Source organism: Clostridium sp. CAG:265 (genome assembly GCF_000436575.1).
Classification (GTDB): Bacteria; Bacillota; Clostridia; order Clostridiales; family Clostridiaceae; genus Clostridium; species Clostridium lentum.
Genome location: NZ_FR886611.1, coordinates 36,982 through 58,658, shown reverse-complemented (window position 1 = coordinate 58,658; position 21,677 = coordinate 36,982). Strand labels below are relative to the sequence as shown.

Annotated in this window: 19 protein-coding genes, 1 riboswitch and 1 other annotated feature; all 19 genes read right to left on the bottom strand. The window is 31.3% G+C overall.

Annotated features, from left to right (window positions below; translation table 11 throughout):
• Nucleotides 1–31 precede the first annotated feature (31 nt).
• Nucleotides 32–199, bottom strand: a complete 168-nt coding sequence (locus Q5O29_RS05855; RefSeq protein ID WP_022212043.1) for a hypothetical protein — start codon at nt 197–199, stop codon at nt 32–34.
• A gap of 269 nt (nt 200–468) precedes the next feature.
• Nucleotides 469–2,130, bottom strand: a complete 1,662-nt coding sequence (gltX, locus tag Q5O29_RS05850; RefSeq protein WP_022212042.1) for a glutamate--tRNA ligase — start codon at nt 2,128–2,130, stop codon at nt 469–471.
• A 60-nt stretch (nt 2,131–2,190) separates the two neighbouring features.
• Nucleotides 2,191–2,376 (bottom strand) — a binding site (T-box leader).
• 170 nt (nt 2,377–2,546) lie between these two features.
• Complete coding sequence (locus Q5O29_RS05845; RefSeq protein WP_022212041.1) at nt 2,547–3,851, bottom strand: NCS2 family permease; 1,305 nt, start codon at nt 3,849–3,851, stop codon at nt 2,547–2,549.
• A 102-nt stretch (nt 3,852–3,953) separates the two neighbouring features.
• A riboswitch (purine riboswitch) is annotated at nt 3,954–4,055 on the bottom strand.
• Between the two features lie 149 nt (nt 4,056–4,204).
• Nucleotides 4,205–4,354, bottom strand: coding sequence for a hypothetical protein (locus tag Q5O29_RS05840; protein WP_022212040.1), 150 nt, complete (start codon nt 4,352–4,354; stop codon nt 4,205–4,207).
• A 16-nt stretch (nt 4,355–4,370) separates the two neighbouring features.
• A complete protein-coding gene (locus Q5O29_RS05835; protein ID WP_186834991.1) occupies nt 4,371–4,685 on the bottom strand; it encodes a heavy metal-binding domain-containing protein in 315 nt (104 codons plus the stop codon).
• Nucleotides 4,686–4,877: 192 nt separating this feature from the next.
• Nucleotides 4,878–5,882 (bottom strand): ketol-acid reductoisomerase, encoded by a 1,005-nt coding sequence (ilvC, locus tag Q5O29_RS05830; protein WP_022212038.1) that lies wholly within the window; start codon nt 5,880–5,882, stop codon nt 4,878–4,880.
• Nucleotides 5,883–5,898: 16 nt separating this feature from the next.
• A complete protein-coding gene (gene ilvB / locus Q5O29_RS05825) occupies nt 5,899–7,575 on the bottom strand; it encodes a biosynthetic-type acetolactate synthase large subunit (RefSeq protein WP_022212037.1) in 1,677 nt (558 codons plus the stop codon).
• Between the two features lie 93 nt (nt 7,576–7,668).
• The gene (gene ilvD / locus Q5O29_RS05820; RefSeq protein WP_022212036.1) at nt 7,669–9,327 is read right to left on the bottom strand and encodes a dihydroxy-acid dehydratase; all 1,659 of its coding nucleotides are present in this window, start codon (nt 9,325–9,327) and stop codon (nt 7,669–7,671) included.
• Nucleotides 9,328–9,339: 12 nt separating this feature from the next.
• Nucleotides 9,340–10,419, bottom strand: a complete 1,080-nt coding sequence (gene leuB, locus Q5O29_RS05815) for a 3-isopropylmalate dehydrogenase (protein WP_022212035.1) — start codon at nt 10,417–10,419, stop codon at nt 9,340–9,342.
• Nucleotides 10,420–10,493: 74 nt separating this feature from the next.
• On the bottom strand, nt 10,494–10,982 hold the full coding sequence (leuD, locus tag Q5O29_RS05810) for a 3-isopropylmalate dehydratase small subunit (RefSeq protein ID WP_022212034.1): 489 nt from the start codon (nt 10,980–10,982) through the stop codon (nt 10,494–10,496).
• A 15-nt stretch (nt 10,983–10,997) separates the two neighbouring features.
• Entirely contained in the window at nt 10,998–12,257 is a 1,260-nt protein-coding gene (leuC, locus tag Q5O29_RS05805) for a 3-isopropylmalate dehydratase large subunit (RefSeq protein ID WP_022212033.1), read from the bottom strand.
• Between the two features lie 458 nt (nt 12,258–12,715).
• On the bottom strand, nt 12,716–14,059 hold the full coding sequence (gene glmM, locus Q5O29_RS05800; RefSeq protein WP_022212032.1) for a phosphoglucosamine mutase: 1,344 nt from the start codon (nt 14,057–14,059) through the stop codon (nt 12,716–12,718).
• Between the two features lie 118 nt (nt 14,060–14,177).
• Nucleotides 14,178–14,480 (bottom strand): YerC/YecD family TrpR-related protein, encoded by a 303-nt coding sequence (locus Q5O29_RS05795; RefSeq protein WP_022212031.1) that lies wholly within the window; start codon nt 14,478–14,480, stop codon nt 14,178–14,180.
• 75 nt (nt 14,481–14,555) lie between these two features.
• Nucleotides 14,556–15,338, bottom strand: a complete 783-nt coding sequence (locus tag Q5O29_RS05790; protein WP_022212030.1) for an AIM24 family protein — start codon at nt 15,336–15,338, stop codon at nt 14,556–14,558.
• Nucleotides 15,339–15,434: 96 nt separating this feature from the next.
• Nucleotides 15,435–16,505, bottom strand: a complete 1,071-nt coding sequence (gene buk / locus Q5O29_RS05785) for a butyrate kinase (RefSeq protein WP_022212029.1) — start codon at nt 16,503–16,505, stop codon at nt 15,435–15,437.
• A 21-nt stretch (nt 16,506–16,526) separates the two neighbouring features.
• Nucleotides 16,527–17,474 (bottom strand): phosphate butyryltransferase, encoded by a 948-nt coding sequence (ptb, locus tag Q5O29_RS05780; protein ID WP_302631827.1) that lies wholly within the window; start codon nt 17,472–17,474, stop codon nt 16,527–16,529.
• Nucleotides 17,475–17,614: 140 nt separating this feature from the next.
• The gene (locus Q5O29_RS05775) at nt 17,615–19,219 is read right to left on the bottom strand and encodes an NAD(P)/FAD-dependent oxidoreductase (protein WP_022212027.1); all 1,605 of its coding nucleotides are present in this window, start codon (nt 19,217–19,219) and stop codon (nt 17,615–17,617) included.
• 291 nt (nt 19,220–19,510) lie between these two features.
• On the bottom strand, nt 19,511–20,806 hold the full coding sequence (locus tag Q5O29_RS05770; RefSeq protein WP_022212026.1) for a YbbR-like domain-containing protein: 1,296 nt from the start codon (nt 20,804–20,806) through the stop codon (nt 19,511–19,513).
• The gene (gene cdaA / locus Q5O29_RS05765; RefSeq protein WP_022212025.1) at nt 20,776–21,627 is read right to left on the bottom strand and encodes a diadenylate cyclase CdaA; all 852 of its coding nucleotides are present in this window, start codon (nt 21,625–21,627) and stop codon (nt 20,776–20,778) included. The genes Q5O29_RS05770 and cdaA overlap by 31 nt, the downstream gene beginning before the upstream one ends.
• Nucleotides 21,628–21,677: the final 50 nt, after the last annotated feature.

The following is a 21,677-nucleotide window of genomic DNA, read 5'->3' as shown; positions in this document are numbered from 1 at the left end:
AAATGGTATTTTTCTGTCCAAGTCTCTTTACTTATTTATGCTCTTCGTTACATTCACATACACAACTTCCTCTGCTGGCAGTTGTCCATTGATTATTTGTCGCACTCTTTTTTGCCTTTTGGCCGCATCCGCAACCATGGCCCTCCACTGATGTTGATGACAGTTCATGATTACAGTGACATTTTTTAGATTTGCTCATACTTTTGCCCTCCTATAAACTATCTTTTATTTTTGCAATACTATAGCCAGTCCAAAAACTCTAGTTATAGCATTGCTCATTAAATTTTCTATTCAGTTGTTAAGACTCTTAGGACTATCGACTAAAGCAACATCCTATCCTTAAGTCATTACTATTGTGTGCTTTTTAGACAAACTCTATACCTGATTTTATTATGAAGAACAGTAATTAATTAGATACTTATGAAATATGAGTGATTAAAGATTAAGTTTGGAACAAACCTTTATTAATTATAAATTTAAAAACTTGTTGAATCTTTCTCTAACTTTTTCTTCACCCATAATTTGCATTATAGTATAAAGGTCTGGAGTATTTGTTCTATGTGCTAAAGCAGTTCTTACAGCACCAGCAACATCAGAAATCATTCCTTTATAATTTTCTGGGTTTGCTTTATATTCTTTTCTATTAGCACAGTATCCAAGCTCAGCTCCTATTACTTTTAATTCTTCAAACCATTCTTCTTGGCTTCCAACATTAAATGTAAATTTTTTAGCATATTCTTCAATTATAGCCTTAGCATTTTCTAATGATAAAGTCTTTGGTAATTCTACTTGCTCTACAGTTTCCTTGTAGAATAATTCATCAAAGAAGTAGAATATCTTATCTTTAACTTCATCCCACTTTGCAAAGTCTTTTCTTGGTTTTGGGCCTTCTTTATCTATATTAAATATTTCTCTTGCCATAGCTTCATTTGAAGTTACTAAGTTATACATTTCTTCATCATATTGTTTAGCCCATGCAGTATATTGTTCATATACTTTGTCTGCTGACATTCTAGCTATAACATCTTTAGAAACGTCATTTAATTTAACTAAATCAAATAATGCTCCACTCTTACTCATTTTATCTAAATGAACAACAAACTCATGGTAATCAGCACATGGATTTTCAGCTCTCCATTCTTCATAACTTGAATTAACTATGTTTAATAAGTATTCAATAACACATACTACTGGATATCCAACTTCATTGTAGTAAGAAACAGCTGCTTCAGCATCTTTTCTCTTAGAAAGTTTTCTCTTAGATCCACCTTCTTGTTTCATTATTGTTGGAATATGAGCATAGTTTGGTCTTTCAAATCCTAATACTTCAAATAATTGAACGTGTATTGGAAGTGATGATAACCACTCTTCTCCTCTTATTACATCTGTAGTTCTCATTAAATAATCATCTATAGCATGTGCAAAGTGATATGTTGGAAGTCCATCACCTTTTATAAGAACAACATCTTGATTGTTTTCAGGGAATGATATATCACCTTTAATTAAATCATGAAATTCTACTCTATTTTCAATATTTCCTGGTGATTTTAATCTTAATATATAACTTTCACCATTGTTTATTCTTTCAATAGCTTCTTCTTCAGTTATATTTCTGTATTTAGCATATTCTCCATAGTATCCTGGAGTTATTTTATTAGCTATTTGTTCTTCTCTTAAAGCAGCTAATTCTTCTGGAGTACAAAAATCTGGATATGCTAAACCTTTTAATAATAAATCTTTAGCAAAAGTTCTATATATTTCAGCTCTTTCACTTTGTCTGTATGGACCATATTCACCTTTTGAAGTTTCTTGGCCAGTCATTCCTTCACTGAAGTCCATTCCAAAATTGTGCATAGTTGTAATTGTATCTTCAATGGCACCTTCAACTTCTCTTTTTTGATCTGTATCTTCTATTCTTAAATAGAAAACACCTTCACTTTGACTTGCTAATCTTTCATTAATTAATGCAGCAAAAACTCCTCCTATATGTTGGAATCCTGTTGGTGATGGTGCATATCTAGTTACTCTAGCACCTTCTTTTAAGTTTCTCTTTGGGTATTTTGCTATATAATATTCTCTATCATGTTCAACATTAGGAAATATTATTTCAGCTAATTTTTCAAATGACATAATGTTATTCTCCTTATCTTTTTTTTGTTAAAATATAAAAAAGTCTTTCATCCCATTAAAATATAGGACGAAAGACTTACTTCCGCGTTACCACCTAAATTGGTTAATAAAAATTAACCCACTCAAATACTTATTTAATTTTATTGCTCCAAGGTTTCCTTCAATAATTTTAAATTTTAGGCTCACACCATTCCTAAATCGCTTTAAATTAAACTTCTATTTACTGCTCCTCTTCAGCGCAATTACTATTATCATTTTTTGCAAATTACAGATTAATTATACAGATTCAAATTATTATTGTAAAGTATTTCTCTTATGTATAAAACTCTTAATATATATTTTAATAATCAAAAATAAATTGAGCTTAAACTATCTCTGTTATTGATAATTTAAGCTCAATTTTTATAAACAAAACTCTATCTTATAGCAAAATATATTACAAATAATAGTGCTAATACATACATTACTGGATGAACTTTTTTAGTTTTTCCTTTAAATATCATCAAAATAACATATGTTAAAAATCCGCAAGCAATTCCTTCACCAATGCTATATGTTAATGGCATTAATAAAATAGTTAAGAATGATGGAATAGCTATTTCTGATCTTTCCCATTCTATTTCCTTAAGTGATGAACACATTAATGATCCAACTATAATAAGTGCTGGAGCTGTAACTGCTGAAGTTATTACTGTAAGTAATGGTGAGAAGAATAATGATACTAAGAATAATCCTCCAACTACTACACTGGAAAATCCTGTTTTTGCTCCAACAGAAGCTCCTGATAATGATTCAACATATGATGTTGTATTAGTTGTACCCAATATTGATCCTATACATGTAGCAATTGAGTCAGCTAACAATGCTTTTGAACCATTTTCTATAGAACCATCTTTTTTAAGAAGTCCAACCTTTGAACCGACAGCCACTAATGTTCCTGCTGTATCAAAGAAATCCATAAATAAGAAAGTAAATATTACTAGAATCATTTCTGGATTAAATATATTGCCTAAGTTCTTAATAGCAGCTCCAAAAGTAGGTGCCATTGATGGTGGCATTGATATTACTGATGTTGGTATATCAATAAGTCCTGTTATCATACCCACAATTGCTGTTAACCCCATACCTAAGAAGATTGCTATTTTAGAACCTCTAACCATAAATATTGAAATTGCAATAACACCAAATATAGAAAGTAAAACTGTAGGATCTGTTAAATCACCAAGACCTACAAAAGTTGCTGAATTAGCTACTACTATTCCTGCATTTTTTAATCCTATAAAAGCAATGAATAATCCTATTCCTGCACTTACTGCAAACTTTAAGTTAGTTGGTATAGCTTTAATAATCATTTCTCTTAAACCAGTTGCTGATATTATTAAAAATATAATTCCTGAAGCTAATACACCTGATAGTGCTATCTCCCACTTAATACCCATTCCTAAACATACACTATATGCAAAGAATGCATTTAAACCAACACCTGGTGCTAATCCCATTGGAAAATTCGCGAATATTCCCATTATTAGTGTTCCTAAAGCTGCTGCAAGTCCTGTAGCTACAAATACACTCCCTTGTGGCATACCAGCCTCTGCAAGTACACTAGGAATTAAGAATAACGCATAAGCCATTGTTAAAAATGTAGTTATACCACCTATGGTTTCACTTTTAAAATTTGTTTCTTTTTCTTTGAATTTGAAATAGTTTGATAAGAATTCCATCGTTTGTTCCTCCATGCATTTTCTTTACAACCGAATATCGCATGATATGAGGAAAAAGATATGTATTATATTAATAGAATTTATACTGTATGTACTTATATATAAATATTAAATCCATATCGTAGTCAAATCATTTATGGTGATTTGGTAGAGACTCCCGGACCATATTTCCGGCATTATACGAACATTCGATTGTAATTTACTATAAAACATATGATAATATATTTTTTACAGCTTGTCTACTTGTAATTTTATACTTTTATTACTTTATGTGAAAAAAGCATTAGATGTTAAATATATTTTAAAATTCTAATGACTTTTTACATGATAATTTCTTATATTATTTATTATAATTAGTATTCTTTATACTTCTTATGTTTTTCTTTTTCTATCTTTTTTTCTTTAATCCTACTTACTATAGCCCATATTATCATTGCTATTGATCCTATAGCTGTAAGTATCCAAAACCCAACGTATAATATAATCATCAATGTTATATTCAAAATAAATTACTCCTTTTTATTCCACTACTACTGCTGTACCATAAGCTACCATTTCTGCTGCTCCTGCTGCTATAGCAGAAGACATTAACTTCATTCCTATAATTGCATTAGCTCCCATAGCTTCTGCCTCATCAGCCATTCTTCCAATAGCTATTTGTCTTGCTTCTGTAAGCATATCATTATATCCTGACATTTCCCCACCTACAAGATTTTTAAAAGAAGCAGTTATATCACGTCCAATGTTTTTACATCTTACAGTACTTCCTTTTACTAATCCTTTAACTTCTTTAATTTCTTTTCCTGGAACATTTTCTATTGTTAATATTATCATAATCATTACCCCTTTATACATTGTTTAAATAACTCTTTAAGAGTTATTTAATAATATTTAATATGATAATATACTATATCTTAAAAATTGTCAATAATCTTTTTCCAGTTTTTATTTAAAATAAAAAAGGGACTGTCGCACTATGAACAGACTGAACAGACCCTTCTCACTTTAATTTTTAATTATTAATTATTAATCTAATTTCTTACTGTCTATCCAAGACATCATTTCTCTAAGCTCTTTACCTACTTTTTCTATTGGATGCTCTGCTTCCATTCTTCTCATAGCATTAAATGTAGGTCTACCAACTTGATTTTCAAGAAGCCATTTCTTAGCAAAAGTACCATTTTGAATTTCAGTTAAAACTTGTTTCATTTCCTTCTTAGTTTCATCAGTAATTATTCTGCTTCCAGTTACATAATCACCATATTCAGCTGTATCAGAAATTGAATATCTCATGGCAGCCATACCACCTTGATACATTAAATCTACAATAAGCTTCATTTCATGCATACATTCAAAATAAGCATTTTCTGGTGCATATCCTGCTTCAACTAAAGTTTCAAAACCAGCCTTAATTAAAGCTGTGATTCCTCCACAAAGAACTGCTTGTTCACCAAATAAATCTGTTTCTGTTTCATCTTTAAATGTAGTTTCAAGAACACCAGCTCTAGCTCCACCTATACCATTTGCATAGGCTAATGCTAAATCCTTAGCCTTTCCTGAATAATCTTGCTCTACAGCTATTAAACATGGAACACCAGATCCTTCGGTATAAGTTCTTCTTACCATATGTCCTGGTCCTTTTGGAGCTATCATAAATACATCAACGTTTGAAGGAGGTACTATTTGCTTAAAGTGAATATTAAATCCATGAGCAAATACTAAAGCATTTCCATCTTCCAAGTATGGTTCAATTTCTTCTCTATATAATTTTGCTTGCTTTTCATCTGGTACTAATATAATTATAATATCAGCATTTTTAGCTGCCTCTGAAGTTGTAGTAACTTCTAATCCTGCTTCTTTTGCCTTATTCCATGATTTGCTCCCTTCATATAATCCTACAATTACATCTACTCCACTTTCATGTAAATTTAATGCATGGGCATGTCCTTGGCTACCAAAACCAATTACTGCTATTTTCTTTCCTTGCAATAATCCTAAATTTGTATCATTCTCATAAAACATCTTTGCCATTTTTATACCCTCCAATTTATAATTTAATATCTTCTTTACTGATAATTTCATTTATTGGTGCCCCTGGTGCAACCATTGGTAACACCATATCATCACTATTAATTTTGTAATCTATAATTACAGGTCCATCAGTGGCTAATGCTTTTTCTAATATCTCCTGTAACTCTTCTGGCTTTTCTACCCTAAAACCAGTTCCTCCAAAAGCTTCTGCCAATTTTACAAAATCAGTTGCTCTATTTAATGTTGTTTCAGCATATCTGCCTTCATAAAACAAGCTTTGCCATTGTCTGACCATTCCTAAAGCATTATTATTCATCACTATTACTTTTACAGGAAGCTTAAAATTAACTGCTGTGGCAAATTCATTGCAATCCATACCAAAGCTACCATCTCCAGCAATATTGAATACTACAGCCTTAGGATTTCCCATTTGTGCACCAATGGACGCACCCATTCCAAATCCCATAGTTCCAAGTCCACATGAACTTATAAATGTCCTTGGCTTATAAAATTTATAATTTTGAGCTGTCCACATTTGATGTTGTCCAACTTCTGTGGTAATAATAAAATTACCATTATTCATTTTATTTAATAAAGTAAATAAATATTCTGGTGTAAGTACTCCTTCTTTCACTACTTCCTTATTATTTAATGTTTTAAGTTCATTCATTTTATTTATCCATGCTATATTTTCTTTTTCATTTATCATAGGAAATAACTTTTTTATAACTTCCTTTATATCACCTACAATATATGAATCTACTTTAACGTTTTTATTTATCTCTGTAGGATCTATATCTATTTGGATTATTTTAGCATTCTTTATATGGTTTTTATGACTTATTACCCTATCACTAAATCTTGCTCCTAAAGCAATAATCAAATCACAACTGGTAGCCAAAAGATTTGAAGCTTTAGTACCATGCATTCCAATCATTCCTGTATATAATCTATGATCATTAGGAATAGAGCCTATTCCCATAAGACTGGTTGCAACTGGTGCGTTTATTTTTTCTGCCAAAGCTAAAACTTCTTTTTCTGCATTTGAACTTAATATTCCTCCTCCTGCATAAATAAAAGGATTCTCACTCTCATTGATTAATTGTGCAAACCTCTCTAGAGAGTTTATATTTATATGCTGTAAACTTTTTTTTCTATTTTTAGGCTCCATCGTTATATAATTATACTTTTCTGCTGTTATATCCTTAGGTATATCAATAAGTACTGGACCATGACGTCCTGATGAAGCAATATAAAAAGCTTCATTAATTATTTTTTGTAGATCCTTTATATCTTTAACTATATAATTATGCTTAGTTATAGGCATTGTAATACCTGTAATATCCACTTCTTGAAAACTATCTTTGCCAAGTAAAGGCCTCGTAACATTACCTGTAATTGCAACCATTGGTGTTGAATCCATATAAGCTGTAGCAATTCCTGTAACCAAATTTGTTGCTCCAGGCCCTGATGTTGCTATACATACACCGACCTTACCTGTTGATCTAGCATATCCATCAGCTGCATGAGCTGCACCTTGTTCATGGCAAGTTAAAATATGCCTTATTTTATCGTTTTTCTTAAATAATGCGTCATATATATTTAAAACTGCCCCACCTGGATAACCGAATACAGTATCAACGCCATTATCTATCAGCGAATTCACCAAAATTTCAGCACCAGTCAATAACACATAAATCGCCCCCTTTTTAATTAAACGACAATCTAATTAACACTTCGTTAATGAATGCTGACTCTAATGAGTGTAACAAAATTTACTGTTTAATTATTTATAAACTGCTCCTGTGTTTGCTGAACTTACTAGCTTAGCATATCTTGCAAGATATCCCTCCTTAATTTTAGGTTCAACTTTTACAAGATTCTTCCTTCTTTCTTTTAATACATCTTTATTAACTAATAATTCTAACTTACCACTATTTATATCTATGGAAATTATGTCACCATTTTCTACTAGAGCAATTACTCCACCTTCTGCTGCTTCTGGAGATACATGTCCTATTGATGCTCCCCTTGTGGCTCCACTAAATCTTCCATCTGTAATAAGTGCAACCGATTTATCAAGTCCCATTCCTGATATAGCAGATGTTGGTGAAAGCATTTCTCTCATACCAGGTCCACCTTTTGGTCCTTCATATCTTATTACAATAACATCTCCTGCCACTATCTTATTATTAAATATAGCTTCTACAGCTTCCTCTTCTGAATCAAATACTTTAGCTGGCCCTTGATGAACTAACATTTCAGGAAGTACTGCTGATCTCTTTACTACAGCTCCATCCACTGCTAAATTTCCTCTTAATACAGCTATGCCACCTGTTTTGCTATATGGTCTTTCCACATGCTTTATTACATCATAATTCAATACTTTTTTATCTTTAACATTTTCACCTATGGTCTTTCCTGTAGCTGTAATACACTCTAAATCTATTAAATCTTTTTTACTTAATTCATTAATAACTGCAGATATTCCACCAGCTTCATATAAATCTTGAATATGAATATTCGATGCTGGTGCTAACTTACAAATATTAGGAACTTTTGATGACATTTCATTAATAATATCTAAATTCATTTGTAGTTTTGCTTCATTTGCTATAGCTGTTAAATGTAATACACTATTGGTTGAACATCCTAAAGCCATATCTACAGCAAGTGCATTTTTAATTGATTTTTCATTTACTATATCTCTTGGTTTTATATTATTTTTTAATAAATTCATAACTGCCATTCCAGCATACTTCGCAAGTATTATTCTTTCTGAATATACAGCTGGAATAGTTCCATTGCCTGGAAGCCCTAATCCTAAAACTTCTGTAAGACAATTCATTGAATTAGCTGTAAACATTCCTGAACATGAACCACATGTTGGACATGACTTACTTTCCAATTCTTTTAATTCTTCTTTAGTCATTTTTCCACTTTCCACAGAAGCAACTGCTTCAAATAGTGTTGATAATGATACTGCCTCACCTTTATATTTACCTGCTAACATTGGCCCTCCACTAACAAATACTGAAGGTATATTAAGCCTTAATGCAGCCATTATCATTCCTGGTACAATCTTATCGCAATTAGGAATAAATACTAACGCATCAAAACCATGAGCTTTTACCATACACTCAACACTATCTGCTATTAACTCTCTTGTAGCCAATGAATACTTCATACCTTCGTGACCCATAGCTATTCCATCACATACTCCTATGGTTGGAAATACTAATGGAGTTCCTCCACTGATAAGTACACCTTTTTTAGTTGCTTCAACAATCTTGTCTAAATTAATATGTCCAGGTATTATATCATTTTGTGATGTTACTATTCCTATAAGTGGTCTTTCTAGTTCCAGATCACTTAATCCTATTGCTTTAAAAAGAGCTCTATGAGGTGCTCTTGCTATCCCCTTCTTAACCATATCACTTCTCAATTATATTCACCTCTATATCTTGCTTAATCTTTCAATAACTAGCTGTCCCATTTTTCTTGTACCAACGAGTCTTGTACCTTCACTATAAATATCCTTAGTTCTATAACCATCTTCCAATACTTTAACTACAGAGTTTTCAATGGCTTGGGCTTCTTCTTCTAAATCTAAGCTATATCTAAATATCATAGCTACCGATAATATTGTTGCTAAAGGATTAGCTATATCCATACCTGCAATATCTGGTGCTGAACCATGAATAGGTTCATACATTCCAAGCTTTCCCTTACCTAAAGATGCTGATGGCAACATTCCTATAGACCCTGTTATCATTGAAGCTTCATCTGATAAAATATCTCCAAACATATTTGAAGTAACTATCACATCAAATTGTGCCGGATTCCTCACAAGCTGCATTGATGCATTATCTATATACATATGATTTAGTTCTACTTTCTTATATTCCTTAGAAACTTCAATTACTGTTTCTCTCCATAGCCTTGAACTTTCTAAAACATTAGCCTTATCAACACTGGTTACCTTCTTATTTCTCTTCATGGCAGTTTCAAAAGCAATCTTAGCAATTCTTCTTACTTCTTCTTTATTATATTTTTCTGTGTCAAAAGCAGCTTCTACACCATCTTCAAGAAATCTTCCACGGTTACCAAAATAAATTCCTCCTGTCAGTTCTCTTACTACAGCTATATCTATTCCATCATTAATTAGTTCTTCTTTTAATGGTGATGCTATTTTTAAAGGATTATACAAAAGAGCTGGTCTTAAGTTACAGTAAAGGTTTAATCCTTCCCTTAAACCAAGTAAAGCTTGTTCTGGTCTTACTTTAGCAGTAGTATTATCCCATTTATACCCTCCTACAGCCCCAAGTAATACCGCATCACTACTTTGACAAATCTTTAATGTTTCATGTGGCAAAGGGACTCCCACTTCATCAATGGCACATCCCCCTGCTAAAGCGTATTTTATTTCAAATTTATGATTAAATTCTTCTCCAATTTTATCTAATATAAGTATAGCTTCTCTAACAACTTCTGGTCCTATACCATCTCCTGGTATTGCTACTATTCTATAATTCATAAAAAAAGCCCCCTTTTTTAAATGAAAAATAAATAATTAAAATGAAAAATTTTATTATTCATTATTCTAATTTTTCATTTTAAATTTTTAATGTAATTAATAAGTCCATTGCTATTGATAATGTTTTGCATGAATTCTGGAAAAGGTTCTCCTTTGTAGTTTTCATTTTTAGTAATATTTTTGATTACTCCACTGCTAAAATCTATTTCTAATTCATCTCCATCTTCTATTGCTTTTGCCGCTTCATCACACTCAATAATAGGCAATCCTATATTTATTGAATTTCTAAAAAATATCCTAGCAAAAGTAGATGCTATTACACAGCTTATTCCACTTGACTTTATAGCTAGCGGTGCATGTTCTCTAGATGAACCACAACCAAAATTCTTTTTTGCTACAATTATATCCCCATTATTAACTTTCTTTGTAAAATCTTTATCTATATCTTCCATACAGTGGCTTGCCAGTTCACTATGATCTGCTGTATTTAAATATCTTGCTGGTATTATTACATCTGTATCTACATTATCACCATATTTAAAGGCTCTGCCTCTTGCTTTCATTTAATAACCCCCATTTTACAACAATTCTGGATTTGCTATCTTACCTCTAATTGCTGAAGCTGCTGCAACTGCTGGACTTGCTAAGTATACCTCAGATTCCACATGCCCCATTCTTCCAACGAAATTTCTATTAGTTGTTGATACTGCTCTTTCTTCCTTTGCCAATATACCCATATACCCCCCTAGACATGGGCCACAAGTTGGCGTAGAAACTACAGCACCTGCTTCTATAAAATCCTTTATGAGTCCTTCTTTCATAGCTTCAAGATATATATTTTGTGTTCCTGGGATAATGATGCATCTTATACCCTTATGAACCTTTTTGCCTCTTAATATCTTTGCTGCTATCCTTAAATCTGAAAGTCTTCCATTAGTACATGATCCAATAACAACTTGGTCTATCTTTACTTCTCCAACTTCATCAATAGTCCTTGTGTTATCTGGCAAATGTGGAAATGATACTGTTGGCCTTATCTTTGATAAATCAATTTCATAAACAGCTTCATATTCAGCATCTTCATCTGCATTAAACTCCATCCACTCTTTTTTAGAGTGTTCTTTCATATATTCTATGGTTTTTTCATCTACTGGAAATATTCCATTTTTTCCTCCAGCTTCTATAGCCATATTACATATAGTAAACCTATCATCCATTGAAAGATATTTTATCCCTTGGCCTTCAAATTCCATAGACTTATATAATGCACCATCTACTCCTATTTCCCCAATTATATGAAGTATTATATCTTTTCCACTTACCCATTTTCCTGGTTTACCATTTAGTATAAACTTAATAGCTGATGGAACTTTAAACCAACATTTCCCTGTAGCCATACCTGCTGCCATATCTGTTGAACCTATTCCCGTTGAAAAAGCACCTAATGCCCCATATGTGCAAGTATGTGAATCAGCCCCTATAACTACATCACCTGCAACCACAAGTCCTTTCTCTGGCAATAAACAATGTTCTATGCCCATCTGCCCAACTTCGAAATAATTACTAATCTTTTTATTCTTTACAAATTTCCTCACTAATTTACACTGCTCTGCTGCCTTTATGTCCTTATTAGGTGTAAAATGATCTGGCACAATAGAAATTTTATCCCTATGAAAGACATTATCTAAGCCTAATTTTTCAAACTCATTAATAGCTACAGGCGAAGTTATATCATTGCCTAAAATCATATCTAATTCTGCTTCAATAAGTTGTCCACTTCTAACGCTTTCTAACCCTGCATGCTTAGCTAAAATTTTCTGTGTCATGGTCATTGCCATATTATTGCCCCCTTTTTCACTTATTATTTATCTCAGCTCTTTTTTCAGCATCAGCACTTACCTTGATTAACACTAACTCTCTATAAACTGAATTATTATACTACTTTATAACTTACACCGCCGTAACTTTTTTATATTATTTTAATGTATTGTAAAAATTTTACTCTTTATTCTATAGCAAAGTCAATAATATTAGCTTTTTTTTTCATTTTATTAATATCTAGCAAAAAGATTTTATTATTATTAATAGTTTGTTAAAAAATAAAGACTATTCTTAACTCTTTATCATCGCAACATCTCTAATTTTATTTTATTAATAATCATTTTCATATTTTATTATTATTTTAAAAATACTCTTTTCTACAATTTTTCATACTTTACAATAAAAATATTATCATGTAAATTTATATGTAAAAAAAAGCGAAAGTAGAATTTTCTACTTTCACTTTCTAATATTTTTATATTTTACTTAATATTAAATTAGCTATACTATGAGCCATTTCGTTAATTTCTTCTTGATTTTCGCCTTCAAGCATAACTCTAACTAATGGTTCTGTTCCAGAAGGTCTTATAAGCACCCTTCCTACTCCATTTAATCTATCTTCAACTACTTTTATAGCTTCTACTACTTCTTCATCTTCTAAATATATATTTTTCATATGATTAGGTACTTTTGCATTTACTAATACTTGTGGTAGCTCCTTCATTATGCTTGCAAGCTCACTTAAAGTCTTATTCTTTTCTTTAACAACTTCTGCCACTTTTAATGCTGTAACTAATCCATCACCAGTAGTATTATGGTTTAAGAATATAATATGACCTGATTGTTCTCCTCCAAGAACATATCCATCTTTTAACATTTCTTCAAGAACATATCTATCTCCAACTTTAGTTTTAAATGTTCTTATTTCCTCTGCTTTACAAGCAATGTCTAATCCTAAATTACTCATTACTGTAACAACTAAAGTATCATCTTTTAATTGTCCTTTTTCTTTTAAAGCCTTTGCACAAATAGTTAATATAAAATCTCCATTAACAAGGTTTCCATTTTCATCCACTGCTAAGCATCTATCTGCATCTCCATCAAAAGCAAATCCTATATCACATCTTTCTTTAACTACATATTCCATTAAAGCTTCCGGATGAGTAGATCCACATTTTTCATTAATATTTGTTCCATCTGGAGTATTATTGATTACATGCACTTCTGCTCCTAAGCTTTTAAAAGCTTTTACTGCAACTTCATAAGCTGCTCCATTAGCACAATCTAAAGCAACTTTTAATCCTGCAAGTTCAGTTGCTATAGTTGATTTAGCATGTTCCATATATTTATTTATGCCTTCTGCTTCAAAGTGGCATTTTCCTAAATCTTTTCCTATTGGACTAGGTACCCCTACAAATCCATCTTCTATTGTTTTTTGTATCTTATCTTCTAATTCATCCGATAACTTATACCCTCTATTATCAAAGAACTTTATACCATTATATTCAACAGGATTATGAGAAGCTGAAATCATTACTCCTGCATCTGCATTGTACTCTCTAGTTAAATATGCAACTGCTGGTGTTGGAACTACACCTATCATCACTGCTTCTGCTCCAACTGAAAGAATCCCAGCTACTAATGCTGCTTCTAGCATATCTCCTGATACTCTTGTATCTTTTGCTACTAATATTTTTGGTTTATGAGTTCCTTCTGTTAATACAAAAGCTCCTGCTCTACCTAAATTATATGCTAATTCTGATGTTAGCTCAGTATTAGCTATACCTCTAACACCATCTGTACCAAATATTCTACTCATACAAATACCTCTACTTATCTTATCTATTTAATATAATTAACAAATATCGATTTTTACTACAATAATTATTGTAGCTATTATAGTATATATCCTATGCAATTTTTTTACAAGAATCTAACTACTTACTTTTTGGATAAAGCCTATCTAGCACTAGATTATAGCCTTCCTCTCCATAATTTAAACACTTATTAACTCTACTTATTGTTGCTGTACTAGCACCTGTAACTTCTGCTATTTCTGTATATACTTTCTTTTCCTTTAACATCTTTGCAACCTGCATTCTTTGCGCTAATGATTTTAATTCATTAATTGTTGCTATATCTTCAAAAAATTTATAACACTCATCTTCATTTTCTAATTTTAAGATAGCTTTAAATAATATATCTAATTCTTCTTTAAAATCTGTATTTTTAATGCTCATTATTCTCACTCCTAAATCAGCTTTTTTCAATATAATTTTATCACTTTAGCTTAATAAAGTTAAGTAATAAGCGCATTATTCTTCCTGGTTTTCATCAATATCCTCTGAAAAATCTTCATAACAGCTTAAAGTTGGTAATATCCACACTTCTCCAATGCCTTCATAAACATGTAGATATTCTTTTTCACTTATATCTGAATCGTTAAGATAATTATTAATTGATTCAATAGATACATCTATAGAACCACTTCTTAATACAGCAAAATCTCCATCTACTGTAAGCTTATCATTAAATAATTTGCATCTGACTATCTCACTTTCAGGAACATTCATAAGTAAAATAACAATTCCACTTCCACTAAGTTTTATTTGTAATTTATCCTTATCTAATAATTTTTCACCATCTTCAATATTGATTTTAATTGAATCTTCACATATATAAAATATATCCTCATCAACTATTATTTCTTCATCATATAATTCAATTAAAGAAAAATACTTAAATGATGGCTTAAAATACACTTCTCCTGTACCGCTTAAAGATATCTTTCCTGTCTTTTCTCCTATACCCAATAACCTTCTAGTTATGCTTGATGACTTAATCTTTTTATCCTTTATTCCAATATCACCTTTCATATAGCTTAATATTTCATTTTGTACCTTTATAGTGCTATTTTTTAAAATAACTTTAACTTGCCTCAATGCATCATTACAATCATATATATCCTTTGCCTGCTTAAAGCTTTTATAATTAGAATATCCCCCTATATCATTATATTGTAAAACTTGAAATAATGAATTCCCTATGCTTTGAAAAATAACTTCTGCCTTGCTTTTAGAAGTAATAGTTGTCTTCATATAACCACCCCTTCCTTAAGTATAGACACATTCCATCATTTTAATCTTTTCTCAAATAAAAAGAGCTTGAAAATCTAATTTTCAAGCATTATAAATTTATTTGTATTCTTTTGCTTCCTCTTCCCCACTTAATACTCTAATTCCACCTTGTGCTAACGCTAAAAGCTCATCCTCTCCTGGATATACTTTTACTGGTGCAATCCAACCTATGGCTTTTTTCAAATCATCTACTATAAATGGTGAGTATGCTATTCCACCAGTTAAAATTATTGCATCAACTTGGCCTTTTAGAACAGTAGACATAGCTCCTATCTCCTTTGCCACTTGATAAATAAATGCATCATATACTAATTTACATTTTTCATCTCCATTATTTTTCTTATCAATAACAGACTTTAAATCATTAGTTCCTAAATAAGCAACTACTCCACCTTTTCCTACTATCTTCTTATATACTTCATCCTTAGTATATTCACCACTAAAGCACATTTTAATTAGCTCTCCTGCTGGTACTCCTCCAGCTCTTTCAGGTGAAAATGGACCATCTCCATCTAAAGTGTTATTAACATCTATGACTCTACCATTTTTATGAGCACCTACAGAAACTCCACCACCCATATGAGTAACTACAAGGTTAAAGTCTTCATATCTTTTACCACTTTCTTTAGCAAACCTCTTAGCAACAGCTTTTTGATTTAAAGCATGGAATATGCTTATTCTTCTTAATTCTGGCACTCCAGATAATCTTGCTACATCGCTTAGTTCATCAACTACAACTGGATCAACTATAAAAGCTCTTACATCTGCTTGTTCTGCAATTTCTTGTGCTAATATTCCTCCTAAATTTGAAGCATGAGGTCCTTGCACCCCAATCTTTAAATCCTCAAGTAAAACCTTGTTTACTTCATAAGTCCCACTTGGAATTGGTTTTAAAAGTCCACCTCGCCCTATTACTGCATCTAAAGTGTTTATATCAAAATTATTTTCTCTTAAAACATTAAGGATTACTTCCTTCCTAAAATCCTTTTGAGAGTAAATAGTTTCAAATTGACCTATTTCTTCTGCACTATGCCTTAAAGTCTTCTCAAAAATTTGCTTTTCATCTTCATAAACACCAATTTTAGTTGATGTTGAACCTGGATTTATTATTAATAATTTAAATGCCATTTTTAATCCTCCCAAAAATTCTTATTTATTTTCAGCTACTAATGCAGCTAATACTATGGAATTAACCTTGGTTTCAAAGCTATCGGCTCTTGAAGTTAAAATTACTGGTGCTGATGTACCTACCAGTATTCCACCATTCTTAGTATGAGCAGTATAAGTTAATGTTTTATACATAACATTAGCTGTTTCAATATTAGGAAGTAACAATATATCTGCATTTCCTGCAACTGAGCCGCTTACCCCTTTATGTTCAGCAGCTTCAATTGATAAAGCATTATCTAATGCTAAAGGTCCATCAACTATACATCCTTTAATTTGCCCTCTATCACTCATCTTTGATAATAATGCTGCATCTACTGTTGCTTGCATATCTGGGTTAACAACTTCCACAGCACATATTGGAGCTACTTTTGGTGTTTGTATTCCACAAGCCTTTGCTACCACTACTGAATTTTTAATTATTTGAGCTTTATCCTTTAACTCTGGATAAGTATTAAATGCTGCATCTGTTAAAAGAATTAATCTATCAAATCCTTCTATTTCAAAAACAGCTACATGAGACATTAAACTTCCTGTTCTAAGTCCAACTTCCTTATTTAATACGCTTTTTAAAAACGTTGCTGTATCTACTAGACCCTTCATAAGCATATCTGCTCTTCCTATCGATACTAATTCAACTGCATGTAATGTCGCTTTCTTAGGTTCTTCTATATTTACTATTTCAAATTTATTTAAATCCATACCTATGTTCTTTGCTATTAAAGATATTTCTTCTTTATTTCCAACCAATATTGCATCAGCTATTCCTTTATCATTTGCTTCTTTAACAGCTTCTAGAACTGGCTCATCTTGTGCCACTGCTACTGCTAATTTTTTTCTCTGAATCCCCTTTAATTTTGATAATAAATCATCAAAATTCTTACTCATAATACACCTCTCATTTCTTATTCTATCCCTTTTATTATAAATTTTAGTATTTTTTATAATATTTAACAATTATATTTTATCAAACTTTATCATAAATTCCTAAATTTTCAGAAAACTTTCAGTTATTTTTTTCACATAAAAAAAACAATGAATCAATATGCTTGATTCATTGTAATTTTTTATTAAATATTTAGTTTGGTATATTTTCCTATGATATTTTCCGCAACCTTTATACCATCTACTGCCGCTGAAATAATTCCCCCAGCAAATCCTGCACCTTCTCCACAAGGATAAATACCTTCAATAGAAGTACTTTCAAAGTTTTCATTTCTTAGCATCCTTATAGGTGCTGATGTTCTTGTTTCCACTCCTGTAAGAACTGCATCATCCATGCCATAACCTTTAATTTTTCTATCAAAATTAACTATACCTTCTTTAATTGATTCAACAACGAAATCTGGCAGACATTCTCTCATATCTACAAGTTTATATCCTGGTTTATATCCTGGTGTTACAGAACCTATTTTAGTAGAAACTCTATCCCTCATAAAATCTCCTACAAGTTGTACAGGTGCATTATAATTAGCTCCACCTACCTTATAAGCAAGCTCTTCATATTTTCTTTGAAATTCTACCCCTGCTAAGACATGTTCGCTACCAAAATCTTCTGGATGTACTTGAACAACTAATGCTGAATTAGCATTTTCCAAATCTCTAGCATGATAACTCATTCCATTGGTAACAACTCTTCCCTCTTCTGAGGCTGCTGCTACAACTACTCCACCTGGACACATACAGAATGAATATACTCCTCTTTTACTTTCTTTGCATTGATAAGTAAGTTTATAGTCTGCAGCCTTTAATTTAGGATGATTATGGAACTTTCCATATTGACTCTTATTTATTAAATCCTGTGGATGCTCTATTCTTACGCCAATGGCAAAAGCTTTTTGTGTCATTTCAAGACCTGTTTCATAAAGCATTTCATAAGTATCTCTAGCACTATGTCCTAATGCTAATATCACAGCTTCACAAGGAATTTCTTCACCATTTACTATGATACTCTTAACTTTACCATTTTCCTTATTTATATATTCAAGTTTAGAAGAAAATCTTACTTCTCCACCTAATTTAATTATTTTTTTTCTTATATTCTTAACAACATCTTTTAAAATATCTGTACCAACATGTGGCTTTCCTAGATAAGCAATCTCTGCTGGTGCTCCACCTTTAACAAGCTCTGCTAATACATAATCACATCTTTTATCTTTTATTCTTGTAGTAAGCTTACCATCTGAAAAGGCACCTGCCCCCCCTTCTCCAAACTGTACATTAGATTCTAAATTCAACTTTCCTTCTGTCCAAAATCTATCCACAGTTTCACTTCTTTTATCCACATCTTCTCCACGTTCTATCACCAGTGGTTTATAACCTTTTTCTGCTAACATTAAAGCTGCAAATATACCTGCTGGCCCAAACCCCACTACTACAGGCCTATTATTAAGCTTTTCATTTCCTTCCTGAACATCTGGTTCATATTTTGTAGTATCTATTTTTACATCTTTATCATGTAATCTTTCCACAAGCTTTTCTTCATTTTTATGTTCTAATTCTACGGCATATGTAAGTCTTATATTATCTTTATTTCTAGCATCTAAGCTTTCCTTTATTATCTTAAAGTTTTTTATTTCATCAATAGATATCTTCAGCTTTTTACTAACTTTCCTTTTTAATATACTTATATCATCATCTAAGCTAAGTACTATATTATTAACTCTTATAGTCATAAAATCACCTTCTTAATTATTATTTTCTAATGTTAGACTATTTTATCATACCTCACATATTAATTAAACACTACGTTAATTAGTTAAGTCTATCATAGCTTTAGTTAATAAGTCACAAGCACTAAGTTAAATAGGCTTGTAGCTTACGCAAAACCTAACTAAGCTTTTCATTAGCCATTTATGAGCACTTAACTAAAGTTACATTAGCGAAACTCTACCTGCACTGTTTAACTAAAAAATAAAAAGCCCATCGGGGCTTTTTATCATCAATTCATAATTCATTATTAACTACTATTGAGCTAAAGTACTTTCTTCATTGGTAGTTGTTTCATTAAAGACACCTTCGCTATTTTCTTCTTTAGTTACATTTATTATTATGCTTTCAACACTGATTATTTCAACACCTTCAGCATCTCCTGTAATATTAACAGCTGGAGTCTCTGTATATTGTCCTGTATCAGTTATTGAAGATAAATCTATACTAGCTACTATATTTTCTATATTGATAGAATCTAGTTTATTCTTGCTACCTTTAAGTACAATTTTTACCTTGTCTGATGAAGCTGTCATATTAAAATCACTTGCTAAACCACTTGTAGTATATTCTACTTCAAATTCTCTTGTTACTTCATTTTCTTGGCTTTCCTTAGCTTCTTCTACTTCAATACTTACAGTAACATATGATATGCTTGCTTTTTCAATACCATCTGGAAAAATTAAATCAACTTTCATATTACTGTTTTTTGTTATTCTAGATAAATCAATAGCTTCTGTGTATATCTCACTGATACTATCTAAAATATATTGAGGTCCTGTTATTTCCACATAATTCTGCGATAGTTCCATGGATGCTATATTAATATTATAACCTGCATTACCTATAGTGCCTACCTTAATAGGTACAGATTTACCTGGGTTAACTTTGATAATTACTTGTACTCTTTCAGTTGAAAGTTTTACCCCTTCTACAGTATATCCACTATCACCTATAGCTACAACTTCATAATTTTTAACTATATCTTCAAAAACATTATCCTCCTGACCTAATACCACAACTCCCTTAACTTGACTTACTAGTGATTTTGGTCCAGATACTGTCACTGTTTCTGGATTTATTTGAGGCTGTGCAACATAATAATTAGCTTTGGCTGCCACATCTATTCTTGACTCCACCTTAAAATCTTTTTCTATAATTTCTTCAATCTTTACTGTCACAACTAAATTAGAGGTATTTTTCACTGTAACGTTTGATGGAGTATCAACTATAGTTATTGGAATTGAGTTATCTCCTAACTTTAAGGCATACTCAGCTAAATCTATCTTAATTGAAAAGTTATCTTTATTCAATTTATACACGTCTTGGCTATATCCTTCAACCTTTAAATCTACATAAATACTTTGATTGGGTACTAAGGCCATCCCTTGCTTTGATAAATCGTTAGCATTTAAAAGCTGTACAGGAACCTTGCTTACTTCTACAGTCCTTATTGGATTTTCAGTATTAGTTACATATAACCATAACCCAATGGATATAAAAAGCGATACAATTTGAACTATTATTTTTTGCTTAGTTTTCCTGTTATCCATCCCTTCACCTTCTTGCCTGCAGTTTTAACTCTCTTATTTTCTCTTTCTTCCATTATTTTTAATAATATAATTTTCAATCTATCTCTATCATAGTTTCTTGTAAGTCTTCCATTAATAGCTAGAGAAATTATTCCTGTTTCTTCTGATACAATTATTACTAAAGCATCAGATATTTCAGATAGTCCTATAGCAGCTCTATGTCTTGTACCAAGCTTCTTATTTATATCTTGATTAGTAAGTGGCAACACACATCCTGATGCTATTATTCTTCCTTTACCAATTATTGTTGCACCATCATGTAATGGGGTATTAATAACAAATATATTTTCTAATAGATTTGCTGATATTTTTGAATCTATCTCTGTACCTGATGCTATTAACTCTCCCAGTCCTGTTCCTTGTTCAATGGCAATTAATGCTCCTGTTTTAGTTTCTGCAAGATTAATCACTGCTTCAACTATTTCATTTACATTTTTGTTCATCTGTTCTTCATCTTCAAAGCCATGCTTATCTTCAAAAGCACTTCTGCCTAAATGCTCCAATGCTCTTCTAATTTCAGGTTGAAAGATAATTACCACTGATAAGACCCCAATAGCTAATGTCTTATTTAATATGTAATATAGCATTGATAAATTAAATAAATAACTTATTGGTATTAATACTATAATTAAGGCAATTCCTTTTAATAATTGCTCTGCCCTGGTTTCCTTTATTAAAAAGTATCCTTTATAAAAAATAAAAGCTACAACTACTATATCTATACATGCACTGATTGAAATATTTCTTAAAGCATTTACAATCATTGAAACCAACTCTTCCATAATTTCACCACCATTACTTTTCTATTTAAATTATACACTATAACTTATAT